The 13,856-nt window shown below is 65.6% G+C and carries 10 protein-coding genes and 2 pseudogenes; 9 read left to right on the top strand and 3 right to left on the bottom strand.

The genetic code is table 11. The annotated features are described in order from the left end of the window. Positions 1–105: 105 nt before the first annotated feature. Both IE206_RS37120 and IE206_RS37115 read right to left on the bottom strand, forming a co-directional pair. Positions 106–300, bottom strand: coding sequence for a hypothetical protein (locus IE206_RS37120; RefSeq protein WP_189970242.1), 195 nt, complete (start codon positions 298–300; stop codon positions 106–108). Between the two features lie 734 nt (positions 301–1,034). Continuing rightward, a complete protein-coding gene (locus IE206_RS37115; RefSeq protein ID WP_189970240.1) occupies positions 1,035–2,273 on the bottom strand; it encodes a helix-turn-helix transcriptional regulator in 1,239 nt (412 codons plus the stop codon). Positions 2,274–3,203: 930 nt separating this feature from the next. Here IE206_RS37115 and IE206_RS37110 point away from each other — a divergent pair. Genes IE206_RS37110 through add form a run of 8 tightly spaced genes read left to right on the top strand, consistent with a single transcriptional unit; the run spans position 3,204 to position 12,363 of the window. After that, positions 3,204–4,493, top strand: coding sequence for a radical SAM/SPASM domain-containing protein (locus IE206_RS37110; protein WP_189970238.1), 1,290 nt, complete (start codon positions 3,204–3,206; stop codon positions 4,491–4,493). After that, positions 4,490–5,578: a hypothetical protein gene (locus tag IE206_RS37105; RefSeq protein WP_189970236.1), complete on the top strand. Its 1,089-nt coding sequence runs from the start codon at positions 4,490–4,492 to the stop codon at positions 5,576–5,578. Before IE206_RS37110 ends, IE206_RS37105 begins: the two co-directional genes overlap by 4 nt. Before the next feature lie 5 nt (positions 5,579–5,583). Beyond that, positions 5,584–7,278, top strand: coding sequence for a carbamoyltransferase family protein (locus tag IE206_RS37100; protein ID WP_189970234.1), 1,695 nt, complete (start codon positions 5,584–5,586; stop codon positions 7,276–7,278). Continuing rightward, positions 7,275–8,237 (top strand): phosphotransferase, encoded by a 963-nt coding sequence (locus tag IE206_RS37095; RefSeq protein ID WP_189970233.1) that lies wholly within the window; start codon positions 7,275–7,277, stop codon positions 8,235–8,237. Before IE206_RS37100 ends, IE206_RS37095 begins: the two co-directional genes overlap by 4 nt. Then, on the top strand, positions 8,234–9,514 hold the full coding sequence (locus IE206_RS37090) for a DegT/DnrJ/EryC1/StrS family aminotransferase (protein WP_189970232.1): 1,281 nt from the start codon (positions 8,234–8,236) through the stop codon (positions 9,512–9,514). Before IE206_RS37095 ends, IE206_RS37090 begins: the two co-directional genes overlap by 4 nt. Before the next feature lie 15 nt (positions 9,515–9,529). Then, the gene (locus tag IE206_RS37085) at positions 9,530–9,994 is read left to right on the top strand and encodes an NUDIX hydrolase (protein ID WP_189970230.1); all 465 of its coding nucleotides are present in this window, start codon (positions 9,530–9,532) and stop codon (positions 9,992–9,994) included. Positions 9,995–10,000: 6 nt separating this feature from the next. Then, positions 10,001–11,281: a nucleotide sugar dehydrogenase gene (locus IE206_RS37080; RefSeq protein ID WP_189970227.1), complete on the top strand. Its 1,281-nt coding sequence runs from the start codon at positions 10,001–10,003 to the stop codon at positions 11,279–11,281. 38 nt (positions 11,282–11,319) lie between these two features. Further along, positions 11,320–12,363, top strand: a complete 1,044-nt coding sequence (gene add, locus IE206_RS37075; RefSeq protein ID WP_226599554.1) for an adenosine deaminase — start codon at positions 11,320–11,322, stop codon at positions 12,361–12,363. 32 nt (positions 12,364–12,395) lie between these two features. On the opposite strand, the pseudogene IE206_RS37070 reads toward add, so the two are convergent. Then, positions 12,396–12,977: pseudogene (locus tag IE206_RS37070) on the bottom strand (amino acid--tRNA ligase-related protein); the annotation flags it as partial. Between the two features lie 73 nt (positions 12,978–13,050). Here IE206_RS37070 and IE206_RS37065 point away from each other — a divergent pair. Beyond that, positions 13,051–13,810: pseudogene (locus IE206_RS37065) on the top strand (IS5 family transposase). The last annotated feature ends 46 nt before the right edge of the window (positions 13,811–13,856 follow it).

Below are 13,856 nucleotides of genomic sequence, written 5' to 3'. Positions count from 1 at the left end.
CGTCAGGGAAGTCATCGGAGTCCTTGATTGAGGATGGGAGCGGAGGGGCGGGGCGAAGTGGCGCGCGGGCGAAGGTGAGTTCCGCGGTGAAGGCGATCTTGGAACTCAGAACTTGATGCCGCCGATCAAGTTCACGACATTCGTGGTGACTTGGGAGATTGTCGGGGCGATCGAAGAACTTGCGAGGTAAAAGTCCAGAAGGATGCACACGATGGCGTGCGCCGCCTTCAGCCCGCCGCTGCGGATCAGCACGAACACGAGGACGGCCAGCAGCACGACGGCCGAGATGCTAACGGCCATGGCGGTGCTCCTGCCGCGCTGTGGCGTCGACCGGGTGGCCAGCACCCCTGAGATCTCGCCAGAGGAGCAGGATGGGAGTCGCACCGCTCGAGGGGATCGGTTGAGGCGGGTCTGCTGGTGCGGCGCTCGGAGCGCGCCCTGTGCCGTGGACATCAGGAGAGTGTCGTGGTGATGCCTCACGCACTCGTGCCCGTGTCCTCTGCGGGTCCTCGTCGCTCTCGACGAGCCCGGCTAAGTGCTCGTCGCAGCGCAATAGGTGGCGTTAGGCTGCGCGGCGCCTGAGGTAGTTCACGCCAATGCAGGCCAGGGGGTTCGGTCTTGTCTGCTTGAGGGACGAGGACGTGACAGCTCGCACCCAAGGCGACAGTCCCGGGCTCGCTCCAGCCTGCAGCGGTGCCGACCGGGACAAGGAAGTAGAGGCGGGGCTCCAATCCGTCCGGCTCAATGAAGACGGGGCCAGCCGGTTCCCCTGCCTCCTTGAGAAGCTCCACTGCGCGTAGGCCGTTGGCTTCGAAGGCGCGGATGGCGTCCCACCACTGCCCTGCACTGCATAACTCGGCCTCCTCCCCGATGGGCATCCATCGAGGGTGAGGAATGGATGCGCTCGGATCGGCATCAGACATCATGAGAGTGGTCTCCCCACAACTGGTTGTGAGGAGACCATTCCATTCAACACCGGTGTGCACGCGGACAGATTGTGCGTGGGAGTACACGTCAACTGCCTTGCATCTCGGTCAGATTGTGGTAACGCCCGTCCAACTCGCAAAGCCTGCAAGCTCGTTGGACGGATGTGTCTCCAGGCGCAGGAGAGCGGCAGCTGTCTCACGCGCCGAGGGGTGGAACCTGACGTGGTTCGGGGCGACCTTGCGCGCCCGTTGCAGGTCGGCGAACGCGCCGCTCCTGTCCCCGGTGGCCAGCTTGGCCGAGGACACGTCGATGAAGTGGTGGCTGGATCGTTCCCCCATGGTCGTCGCCGGAGGCATCCACTCTCCACCAGTCGCTGCGCCCCACTCGTTGAGTCGCGCAATCGCCTGGTCTGTGTCACCCATGTCGATCAGCGTGTGTACTTCATGGATGCGGATGTTCGTAGGCCCGAAGGATGTCTCGTACGCGAGGGAATCCCGGTTGCCGGCCATGCCGGCAACCGCTTCGGCCTCACGGAGATAACTGCTGGAGGCCTCGGCGTTGTTCTCCCGGGACTCCAGAACGGCCAACTTGAGCAGCAGCGCGCCGTCGACCGCGAGGGCGTCTCGCGTGTACGCCCTTTCAGGCTGTATCCGCTCCAGCTCCTGCCTCAGTCCAAGGAGCTTGCGACGGGCGGAGCTGTAGGCGCCCTGCCGAAGCATCGCGCCCGTGACGAGGTAAGAGGCAGTGACCTGCATCAGTGGATCACCGGACCTCTCGGCCGCCCAACGGACCCGCTCTAGAGCGGTGTTGGAGAGATCGTGATGGCCGAGCTTGTGAGCGAGCGAGTTCACTGCCCGGTAGGCGCGAGCTAGATGCCAGTACGCCTTCCGCTGCTCATCTCCCTGGGCGCCGAGAGCGACGTGGGTCAGTTCGGTGATGATCGGTGCCAGAAGCGGCCCCATGGGGGCGTACCGCGCATCACGTCGGAGAGCCGCTATCTGGTCGATCTCGCTGGCGAGGACGGGCAGGCTCCGAGGGGCGATTTCGAGCTCGTCCGGAGTGTCGTAGCACAGCATGATCCGCCGTAGCTCGGGCACCACGGCATGGACGCGATCTTCAGCCTCGGGCTCGCCGTAGTACGGCTGCCCGGTAAGCACTTCGACGCCGAAGTGGAGGGCTTTTGAGAGGGCCAGCGTGAGCGACGGTGAGGCCTTCCTCGCCCCGGACTCCAGCTTCTGAATGTAACTCGGCGATACTGCGACCTTTTGGGCAAGTTGAGCAGCGGACAACCTCCGCGTCTTCCGGGCTACGCGGAGTCGGTCGCCCAGCATCATGGTTTCGGCCATCGACGGATCTTCCCTTCACGACGGAGCTCTCGAATCAGAGTACGGACATCGCCCCCTGCCGTGGATCGGGTTGCCGGCCGCTAGCGAACAGAGCTGACCTGCAAGTGATCTTCGTCGGGAGGGCAGTGGTCGAATCAGCCCGTGGAGGCGTGCTGCAGATCCAGCTTGAGTTCACATCTGCAGCAAAACGTGATCAATTGGACAAGTATCCACGCTGGCTTCTTCGCTCGTTGTCAATAGCTGCACCGCAAATGCCTACGGACAGATTGTCCGCAGCGATTTCTCGGCCAGAACTCACGCCCCAATATGGCGGTGAGGGCGAGCGGATCTTGCGCCTCTGGACAGATCCAGTCGGCCTCGTGGCTGGCGGGCCGGGGCAGGGGGCCGTGGCAGTGGCGCCTATCCGAGACGTTACTACCTTCACGTACGTCGATAGCGCCGCACAGGAAGGCCCGTTGGCTGTCAATGGTCCTGTCCAAGAAAGCTGCGGACAGTCTGTCCGCTCACCGTGCTCACGCAGTGGAATGGTCTCTCTGCGTTCAGCAACAGACGGCCTGCTGGTCATCTCCAGCCCACCCCGGAGCCTCCCCGGGTGCCTCAAGTGCGCACCGCCATCGCTTCTTCTCGTCCCCCCAACACAGGAGGAGTTCTTCCGTGGCAATCAACCCCAGTGAGCGTCAACCGGTGCTCCCGCAGTGGTCCGGCCTAGCCGGGCAGCAACGTGAGCAGCCTGGGCTTGCCGCGATTGCTCCTCGCGAGTGCCGTCGCGACGCATGGTCCATTGAGGGGGCGTGCTGCGGCGGCAGATCCCGGCGCTCAGAGCTGACGTGCTGACCCGTTGGCCGCCGGTACTAGCGCGCCACTACCCCGGCTTAGATGCCGTGTCGACTATCCACATTGGAACAGCCAATCACTCCCGGGAGTTACGCCATGATTCGTGATCTGGAGTTAAATCCTCTCATCCCGTACGTCCGCAGTGACCTGCCTGGTCGCTTTAACGAGCTCGATGTGCTCCGACGGCACTGGGGGCGTTTTGCGGCGGTGTCACAGGGGGCAGTTGTGCCGCCCTACGAGGTGCTGATCCATCCGTCCAGCGGGTGCAACCTGCGATGCGCTTGGTGTATCGGAGACCATGTCCCCCTCGAGTTATGGGATGAAGACCGTGAGCAGCTGGTCATGCTCGACGCGGCCAAAGGCGCTTCGGATCGGCTTCCGGATCACCTGACGGACCCGGCGAACATGCTCAAGCTCATAGGCGACATCGTCGACTACCGGGTGAAGGCTCCCTACCGACAGAAGGGCGAAGACCGGTCGGGTGTCTTCAAGGTGGAGGCCGTTTCATTCTCCGGGCTGATCGGCGAACCGCTCGTCGCCCGCAAGGCGTTGATACCGGCATTCGGTCTCCTGGCCGAGCGTGGCATCCGCTATGGGATCTTCACCAACGCCGTGCTGATGGACGAGGCGTGCATCGAAGCCTTGCTTCCAGCCGGATATGTGCACATCAGCATCGACGCGGGAACACCGGAGACCTATGCGCAGCTGAAGTACGGCGGCCGTCCCGCCGGCAAGGCCATGTTCGAGCGTGCCCTCGCCAACCTGGCGCGGCTTGTCCAGCGGCGCACCGAGACTGGATCGGACGTGGAGATCAACACTTCCTTCGTCATGTATCCGGAGAACTTCCACGAGGTACATTCGGCCGCCGCACTCATCCGCGCGGCGGGCGCCGACAGTCTGCGCTTGAAGCAGGACAATTCCGGGCAGCGTCCGCTCGGCCCTGACCAGGCACGCCACGCGGCTCAGTTGATCGGGCGGATTCGCGCCGAGTTGGAGACCGACTCCTTCCGACTGTTCGAGATCCACCGGGTCGGCCAGACCGGCGAGATGGCCCGGTCGTGCTCGACGTGTTCGATCACCGATCTGATGGCTGCGGTGGGCTCGGACGGCTGCCTGTACCCGTGCAACTACCACCCCCGCCCCGGTGGGTTCAGCTACGGCAGCGCCCTGGAACAGCCGTTCGCTGCAGTCTGGGAGGGGGAGCTGCGTCGGCAACTGCGTGGCAGGCTTCCCGTGATCTGCCCGAAGGTGTGCGACCCGTTCAAGAACCGTTCCAACCGGCTCCTGGCAGAGGCCAAGAGTGTCGTGGCGGCCGACGGAATCGACCGGCTGGAGGAGCACGTGACCGACCTGGTGGACGGCGGCGCCTACACGGTCGAGGGGTGACCTGCGTGCAGGACAGCTTGTCGAGCGAGGAGCTCGACACCTGGGCTCGCCGTCCCGCACCGGCCTCGCGGCGAGAACTCATCGGTGTCGCGGAGGCCGTGGTCGAGATCAACGCACCGTCGCCGATCGTCGACTACGTCAGGTGGTACACGGAGGGCTACTTCGGAAGTCAGCAGTCCCCGGCCCAGGCCCGGCTCTTCGTCCATGGAGTACCCCCGGAACGGTGGCGCTCGGTCCGCCAGTCGCGGCTCGCTCCGCCGCTGCGTCGCGCAGTTCTCCGCTCGGCTCCGGACATGATCTGCCTCGTGGATGACGGGTGTCGGGCAGTCCATCTCCTGCCGCCGGTCGCCTCCGAGCACCAGTCCCTGCTCGTGGTGGTACGGATCTTACGCGCGCTCGTCCTGCGTGAACTGCTGGCGAGGAACCACCCGTTCTTCCACGCGGCTTGCTTCGCCTTGCGGGGAATGGGCGTGGCGCTGATCGGATCTCATACGGCTGGCAAGACAACGACGCTACTGCACGCCCTGGGCCATCCAGAGGTGGCGCTGGTCAGCAACGACAAGTTCGCCCTGGTGCCTATCGCAGGCTCCGAGCCCATTGCGGCGCTTGGGTTTCCCATACAGGCCGGGATTCGTGCGGGCAGTGTGCTAGCCCTGGCCGAAGGCCCGCTGCGGTCGTTCCTGGTGCGCAGATGGTCACAGCGGTACGGAGACGTCGAGGCCCGTTACAGCCGGGACACACGTCTCCAGGTGCGGCCGCAGGAGTTGGCTGCTGCCGTCGGCAGTGTGGTGATGCCCCGGTGCCGTCTGGGTATGGCCATCGAGCCGCACCTTGATCCACAAGCGACCATTCCGCGCCTGCAGAGGCTCAACAGTGCTGACTGCAAGGCGCTTTGGGCGCGTAACCTGCTGCACCACCCCGCTACGGTGTTCCCCCAACAGGCCGCCGTGGCCGACCCGGCAATACGAGCTGAGCTGCGGATTCCGCAGATTCCTGCCTACCGCCTGATCCAGCCGCCCGCCGCCGGCCCGTTGACCGTTCGACTGCTCGAAGACCTCATGTGCCGCACAGCGGTGGGAGAGTGAGTGAGATGCGCATCCTCGGTATCGCCAGTGATCTGTATATTTCCTCTGCCGCACTGGTCGAGGACGGCCAGGTCGTGGCAGCCGCGGCCGAAGAACGCTTCACCCGGAGCAAACACACGCGGGCTTTCCCCGCCCGCGCCATCGACTACTGCCTGTCTACCGCCCCCGGTGGGCTACGCGGCGTGGACCGGGTCGCGGTCAGCACGAACCCGGCGATCGACCTGAGCGTGCCCGACGGCCGCTACGCCGGCCGCGCCCGCTGGCACCCCGAGGGCCTCTACTCGGTGCCGAACAACCTCGCCACCCTGATGGACGCCCCGTACCAGGGGCACACGACGCAGATCCTGCAAACTGCGGGCAAGCCTCTGCAGATCGACTACGTGTACCACCACGACGCGCACGCGGCGAACGCTTTCTTCCTCTCTCCCTTCGAGTCAGCCGCGATCCTGACGGTCGACGGCCGGGGCGAGGACTGCACCGCGCTAAGCGCGATCGGCAACCGCAACACGTTGACCACCATCGACACCATCCCCTACCCCCATTCGGTGGGACTGCTGTACGGCGCGGTCACCCAGTATCTGGGCTTCCGGATCGACCGCGACGAGTGGAAGGTCATGGGGCTGGCCGCCTACGGAGATCCCGACTCGGCCGCCTACAAGTCGCTCCGCGATCTCGTCGATTTCGAGGACGGTACGGTCCGCGTCGACCTCAATTACTTCGGCTACTACCTACGTCCCTCGCGTGGCGCGGTCAGTGAGGCGTTCATCCGCCGGTTCGGTCCGGCACGGCGGCCGGGTGAGGCGATCACCAGACGGCATCATGATGTGGCCGCGGCTGTTCAGCACGTACTTGAGGACGCGCTGCAGTACCTGCTCGTGAACCTGCACCAGCAGACCGGGATGCGGAGGATCGCCTTGGGCGGAGGGAGTTTCATGAACTCCGTCTTCAACGGAAAGATCACGTCCTCGACCCCATTCGACGAGATCTACATCTCCAGCTGCCCGGACGACAGCGGCACCTCGATCGGCGCGGCCCTTTACACCCACTGCGTGCTGCTCGGCGCGGATCGCGGTCCGGCGATGACGCACAACTACTACGGCCCGTCCTTCGACCAAGCCTCGATCGACGAGGCGCTGGCACGCGCCAAACTGCGGGCGCCAGCCGTGGACGATCCGGCGGAGGCATCGGCGCACGCCCTGGCCGCCGGAAAGATCGTGGGCTGGTTTCAGGGCCGTATGGAGCTCGGCCAACGAGCTCTGGGTAACCGGTCGATCCTCGCCGATCCCCGCAATGCGTCCATGCGTGACAAGATGAACGACGCAGTGAAGTTCCGTGAACCCTGGCGGCCCTTTGCGCCGGCTGTGCTCGCCGAGGACTTCGCCGCCTACTTCGGCCCGGAACCCGCCGTACCGTTCATGGAGCGCACACTGCCTGTACGGCCCGAAGTACAGGACCTCATTCCCGCTGCGGTTCATGTCGACGGCACCGCCCGGCCGCAGACCGTAACCACGGATACCAACTCGCTCTTCCACCAGCTGATCACCACATTCCGCGACCTCACTGGCGTCGGCGCGGTCCTCAACACGTCGTTCAACCTCGCCGAGGAGCCGATCGTATGCAGCCCTCAAGACGCGATCCGTACCTTCTACTCCTCGGGCCTTGACCTGCTCGTCCTGGGAAACAGGGTGCTCACCAAATGACGACGACCATGGATGCAGAGGAACTGTCCGCGTGCCTGAGCCAGTACGGGCTGCGGGCCCGCGGGCCCGCACGGCCACTGCCGGGTGGACACGTCGGAGTCACCGTCGTGGTGCCAACCGGCCAGGGGCCGTTGGCCGTCAAACGGTTCAGCGGACACTTCGACACCGCGCGCGCTCAACTGGCGGCACAGGCGCACCAGCACGCGGCGCAGGCCGGACTGGCCCCACCGTTGCGGCAGACACCGAACGGCCAGTTGACCACCGAGCTCAACGGCGCCACGTACATGCTCACCGAGTACATCCATGCAGTACAGCCGTCCGGGCGTGCCGACTTCGCCGCCGCACTCGCCGCGCTGCACACCCGCTTGGAGAGTTTCCGCCCCGGCGGTCCCTGCGCGGACTTCCTTGAGCTGTCCGACCCTCCTACTGCGGGCCTGGAGCGCGTTCTGCGGCAGACTCCCGACAAAGCCCGCCGCGAAGTCGTCAACTGGCGTTTGCGGATCCTCGCGGAGTGCGGGCTCGGAGCGCAGGCAGTGGCGAGTGTGCCCAAGAGGTGGGTCCATGGTGACGCGCGCCCGGACAACGTGCTCACCACGCCCACCCCGGAACAGCACTTGTTCATCGACTTCGACCAGGTCTCCCGCTTCCCGCAGCCCTACGAGGTTGTGCGAGCCTATGTCGCCTCCGTCAGCCCTGGACTGGCCGCCCCATTGCTGGCCTCGACATTCCGGTCCTATCTGAGCGCCTATCAAGCCATCAGACCGATCTCCGCGGCAGATCGCGCACTCATGATCGACCTGTACATCACCGTCCAGGCGGCTGAGACCCGGACCTTCACCACTTCCGAGGGCGAGGTTCGCGACATGTCGGCCTTCGCCCATACCCGTCACCAGCAGTTGATCTGGATCACCGAATATTGCGACGTCCTGCGCACGGTCGCGGAGGAGGTACGGCCATGACCGCTCTCGCACTCCTCGGTGGACCGTCCCTGCGCACCCGCCCCTTCCAGGCGTGGCCGCAGTTCGACCAGGCTGAACTCGGCGCGCTGGCCGATGTCCTGGGCAGCCGCCGCTGGGGCGGCATCCACACCGGCTCGCAAGGAGAATCCTTCGAGACCGAACTTGCCGGATACCTCCAGGTGCCCCATGCAGCCGTGGTCGCCAACGGCACCGCCGGATTGATGATCGCCCTCAAGGCCCTGGGCGTACGGTCGGGAGACGAGGCCATCGTCCCCGCGATGACATACCTGGCGACAGCCACCGCAGTCTCCCTGCTCGGCGGCGTGCCGGTCTTCGTGGACATCGACCCCGCCACCCACACGATCACCGGCTCCTCTCTCAAGACCGCGATCAGCGAGAAGACGAAGGCAGTCATCGCCGTTCACCTGGGCGGGCACCCGGCCGACATGGACAGCCTCAGCACCGTCGCCGCCGCGTACGGCATTCCGGTCGTCGAAGACTGCGCCCAATCCCTTGGAGCGACCTGGAACGGTATCCAGACCGGGTCTCTGGGCGCGATCGGCGTGTTCAGCTTCGCCAGCACCAAGAACATCTCCGCCGGCGAAGGCGGAGCGGTCGTCACACACGACGATGAACTCGCCGCACGGATTGCCTCCCTGCGAGACCACGGCCGCCCTCTCGGAGTCACCACCCATCACCCCGAACTCGGCTGGAACCTGCGCCTCAGCGAATTCCAATCCACTGTCCTGCGCGTCCAGTTGAAACGCCTGGAGCGTCACCTGGCAGCGAAGGAGAAGGCCGCGGCATTCCTCGCGTCGGCGCTGTCCAGCCTGCCCGGATTAACGCCCGTGCCCACTGCTCTCGACCCGCGAGTGACCGCGCATGGCCGGTTCTCCTTTGCCTTCACCTTCGACGGCGAAGCATTCGACGGCAGGGAGGCCAACAGCGTCTCACTCGGTGCCTTCCGCGCCGCGCTGCGGGCAGAGGGCATACCTGTTTCCACTCGTAACCTCATCGCTTGCCCCGATGAACCGGTCTACGCCGACACTGCCAGCCGCGACCATTCCCGCTCGCGGACTGCCTCAGCCGAGCAGGCCCGCGAGGCATGCGCCACGCTGGTGCTGCTCGGGCAGGCCGCCGGATCAGGGCTGCTGCTCGAGGAACCGACGGAACTCGCCGACGTCGTGCGCGCCGTGGAAAAGATCCACGAGAACCGCCACCATCTGCGCCAACAGCAGCATCAGCCCCTCCGCCCCCGCGTTTCATCCGATCACTAGTCAAGGAGTATCCGCATGCCCCGAGCTCCCTTCCAAGTCCTCGTCGTGCCTTTCCGCCGAGTCGGCGAGCAGGTCGAATTCGCCGTGCTGCGACGCGAGGACATGGACGTCTGGCAAGCAGTGGCCGGCGGTGGCGAGGCCGGAGAGACTCCGCAGCAGGCCGCCGCGCGCGAGGCCCGTGAAGAACTCGGCCTTGACCAGCCAGTTTCGCTGTACCCCCTGCAGACCACAGCCAGCATCCCGGCACGGTTCTTCGCCGATCGCGACAGCTGGCCTGCCGGAACCTACGTCGTACCGGAACACTCCTTCGCCACCGACCTCACCGACATCGAGATCAAGATCTCTCACGAACACATCGCCGTCCAGTGGCTGGACTACCAGGCAGCCCAGAAGGCGCTGCGATTCGACAGTAACCGCACGGCCCTCGGCGAACTCCACGAGCGCCTCCTGGCCGCTGACCTGCCGCTGCCGGTCGAGTGATCGCCCGTGGCTGATGCAACTCTCCGACCCCGCCGCACGGTCATAGTCGGCCAAGGCTATGTCGGCCTCCCTCTGGCCATTCGAGCAGCGCAAGTCGGCCACCACGTCGTGGGATTCGATACCGACACCAGACGCGTGAAACGACTGCAGGCTGCAGAACCATTGAGCCCCGACGTGCCCGCGGACCAGATCGCGGCCGTCCTGGCCAGTGGCAGCTACACGCCGACCGCATGCCCGGGGGACTTGGCCGGGTTCGACGTCGCGGTCATCGCGGTGCCGACCCCACTGCGAGACGGCGCGCCAGATCTCTCCGCAGTTGAGCACGCTGGCCAGATACTCGCCCCACACATGCGCCCCGGCTGCATCATCATCCTCGAATCCACCACCTACCCCGGGACCACCGAAGACGTCCTGAAGCCCTTACTGGAGGCCGCGTCCGGGCTGAGAACAGGCACTGACTTCCACTTCGGCTACAGCCCCGAACGCATCGACCCTGGCAACCGGACCTGGACCCTCCAGAACACGCCCAAGATCGTCTCAGGCATCAATGCAGCCTCCCTGGAGGCCATAAGCGCCTTTTACGCGAGCCTCGTCGACACCGTCGTCGAAGTCGCCTCCATACGCGACGCCGAACTGGCGAAGGTCCTGGAGAACACCTTCCGCCAGGTCAACATCGCCCTGGTCAACGAACTCGCCACCTACGCCCGGCAACTGGGTACGGACATCTGGGCGGCACTGGATGCCGCCGCGACCAAACCATTCGGCTTCATGCGCTTCACGCCGGGACCCGGTGTCGGCGGGCACTGCCTGCCGATTGACCCCACCTACCTGTCCTGGCAGGTCCGGCGCCAGACGGGCGGCGCCTTGCGCCTTGTCGAGATGGCCGACGAGATCAACACGTCAATGCCGGCCCACGTCGTGCAGCGTCTGACCGAGGCGCTCAACCGCCGCGGTCTGCCAGTCAATGGATCGCGCATCCTCCTCCTCGGTCTCGCCTACAAGGCCAACACCAGCGACACCCGGCACTCGCCGGCCTTCACTGTCGCGCGGCTCTTGACCGCCCAGGGCGCGCGGATCCAGGTCGTCGACCCCCACGTCGAGGAACCCTTCGACTTGGATGCCCACGCGCACCATGCCCACCTCACAGCAACCAACCTGGCGATGGCCGACGCCGTGGTACTTCTGACCGATCACGACGCATTCGATCTCCGGCTCGTCGAGCGACGAGCGGTCTACGCCCTGGACTGCCGGGCCCGTCTGAGCGGCGCGAATGTCGAGCGTCTGTGACGTGCGCCACTATCCGCGAGCCCCGCGAGGACGGAAACGTGGCTCAGATTCCCTCAGATTCCGGGAAAATCACCGCAGGTGACCGCTGCCTGACCCGGTTACCCAAGGCCGACCTCCATCTCCACCTCGAAGGCGCTATGCGGCCCGAGTCTCTCGCGGACTTGGCGGCCGTCCACAGCGAGCCGATACCGCAACTCGGCTGCTACCGCTCCTTCGATGAGTTCCAGCACTGCTACCGCAGGGTCGTCAAGCTGATCCGTACGGGAACCGATCTACGCAGACTCGTACGCGAGGTTGTCGAGGACGCCGCAGCCTCCGGAGCTGTGTGGATCGAACCGCACTTCAACCCGACCACCTACGCTCCGGCACTCGGCTCACCCGAGGACGTGCTCGACCTCGTCCTGGAGACAGGGGCCGCGGCAGGACAACCCCTCGGCGTCGGCTTCGGACTCACCCTCAGCGCCAGCCGCAACCGCGATCCACGCCAAGCCACCGATCTTGCACGACTGGCCGCCGCATACGCAGGCCGGGGTGTAGTGGCCTTCGGACTCACTGGCGATGAAACTGCCGGTTCTCCGGAAGCGTTCAAGGATGCCTCCACGATCGCCCGAAAGGCAGGCCTCATCATCGCGCCCCACGCGGGCGAGCTTGCAGGCAGTCCGAGCCTGTACAGCGCACTCAACGTGTTGATACCCGGTCGAATCGCCCACGGAGTCCGGGCCGTTGAGGATCGTGCGCTCCTTGATCGCCTCGCCGACGAGCGCATCACCTTGGATATCTGCCTGACATCCAACTGTGCGCTGGGAGTCGTGAGGCACATCAAGGAACACCCTCTGCCGCACATCTTGGAAGCCGGGGTGGGCTGCTCCCTCGGGTCCGATGATCCACTGCTGCTGGGGACCAACCTGCTCGCGGAATATCAGCTCGCTCGCTCCGAGTTGGCACTGTCGGACTCGCACCTAGCCGCACTGGCCCGCACATCAGTACAGTCATCTGGAGCACCAAACGATCTCCTCGCGCGCGCCTTGCGCGACATCGAGGTTTGGCTTAGGGACAACGGAACGCAGGAAACGCCTACCTAGCGTGGCCAAGCACCCCACCAAGCAGGCTGATTCTAAGGAGACAGCCGGTTCGGTCCGCGGAACAGGAATGTCGCCTCGCGGATCGAGTGCAAGCCGAGCATCACCATCAAAACCCGGCCCAGCCCCATGCCCAGGCCACCGTGCGGCGGGCACCCGAACCGGAATGCGTTCAAGTAGTCCTGCAGCGGCTCGGTACGCATGCCCTTCTCCGCGGCCTGCTTGAGCAGCAGGTCATAGCGATGCTCACGCTGCGCTCCAGTGGTGACCTCCAAGCCCTTCCACAGCAGGTCGAAGCTCAACGTGACGTCCGGCTGGTCGGCCGGACGCATGTGATAGAAGGGCCGGATGCTGGTGGGGTAGTGCGTGATGAACACGAACTCGTGCCCCGTCTGCTCCCGCACGTACGCGGCGATACCCCGCTCGCCCCCCGGGTCCAGGTCCTCCTTCACGCCCTCTGGGTCCCATCCCCGAGCCCGCAGCACGGCCTGGGCCTCGGCCATCGTCACCCGGGGGAACGGCGTCGTGGGTACAACGACCTCGACCCCGTACGTCTCGCGGATCGTTTCTCCGTGCCGGTCGGCTACCAGGCCGATGCCGTGCGCGAGCATCTCCTCCGACTTAGAACCCCTAACAAAATGATCTTCGCGATGGTTGGATCACTCCGGGACCGTTGATCGGCGGTGCGGGGTGGCGCGGCCGAAGCCGTGGGAGATCGACGACGAGCTGTGGGCGGTGATTGAGCCGCTGTTGCCCAGGGTTGAGCGGCGGCCCCGGCATCCGGGACGCAAGCGGCATCCGGACCGGCTGGTGTTCCAGGGCATCCTGTTCGTGCTGCACACCGGGATCACATGGGAACACCTGCCGCAGGAGCTCGGTTTCGGCTCGGGCATGACGTGCTGGCGCCGCTTGGCCGAGTGGACCGAGGCCGACGTGTGGCCCCGGCTGCACCAGGAACTCCTGGCGAAACTCCGCGGTGCGAATGCCCTGGACTTCTCCCGGGCGGCGGTCGACGGCTCCCACATCCGGGCGATAAAAGGGGCCCAAGACGGGACGAAGTCCTGTTGACCGGGGTAGAACCGGCAGCAAGCACCACCTGATCACCGACGCCACCGGCATCCCGCTCGCCGTCACCCTGACCGGCGGCAACCGCAACGACGTCACCCAGCTCATCCCACTGCTCGAAGCCGTTCCGCCGGTACGCGGCAAGCGCGGCCGGCCCCGGCGCCGCCCGGATGTAGTGCTCGGGGACCGCGGCTACGACCACGACAAGTACCGTCGACTCGTGTGGGCACTTGGGGTGAAGCCGGTGATCGCCCGCCGGGGGACCGAGCACGGCTCTGGACTGGGAACTCAACGTTGGGTCGTAGAGCGCGCGTTCGCCCATCTGCACTGGTTCCGCCGCCTGCGGATCCGCTGGGAGATCCGCGACGACATTCACGAAGCCTAATTCGTTCTCAACAGCCCATACAGAGCGGTTGTCGCTCCAGCGGGTT

It is taken from the genome of Streptomyces violascens (assembly GCF_014649955.1).
Taxonomy (GTDB): Bacteria; Actinomycetota; Actinomycetes; order Streptomycetales; family Streptomycetaceae; genus Streptomyces; species Streptomyces violascens.
Note: the sequence above shows the minus strand (reverse complement) of the source record. Positions and strands in the feature narration are given on the sequence as shown.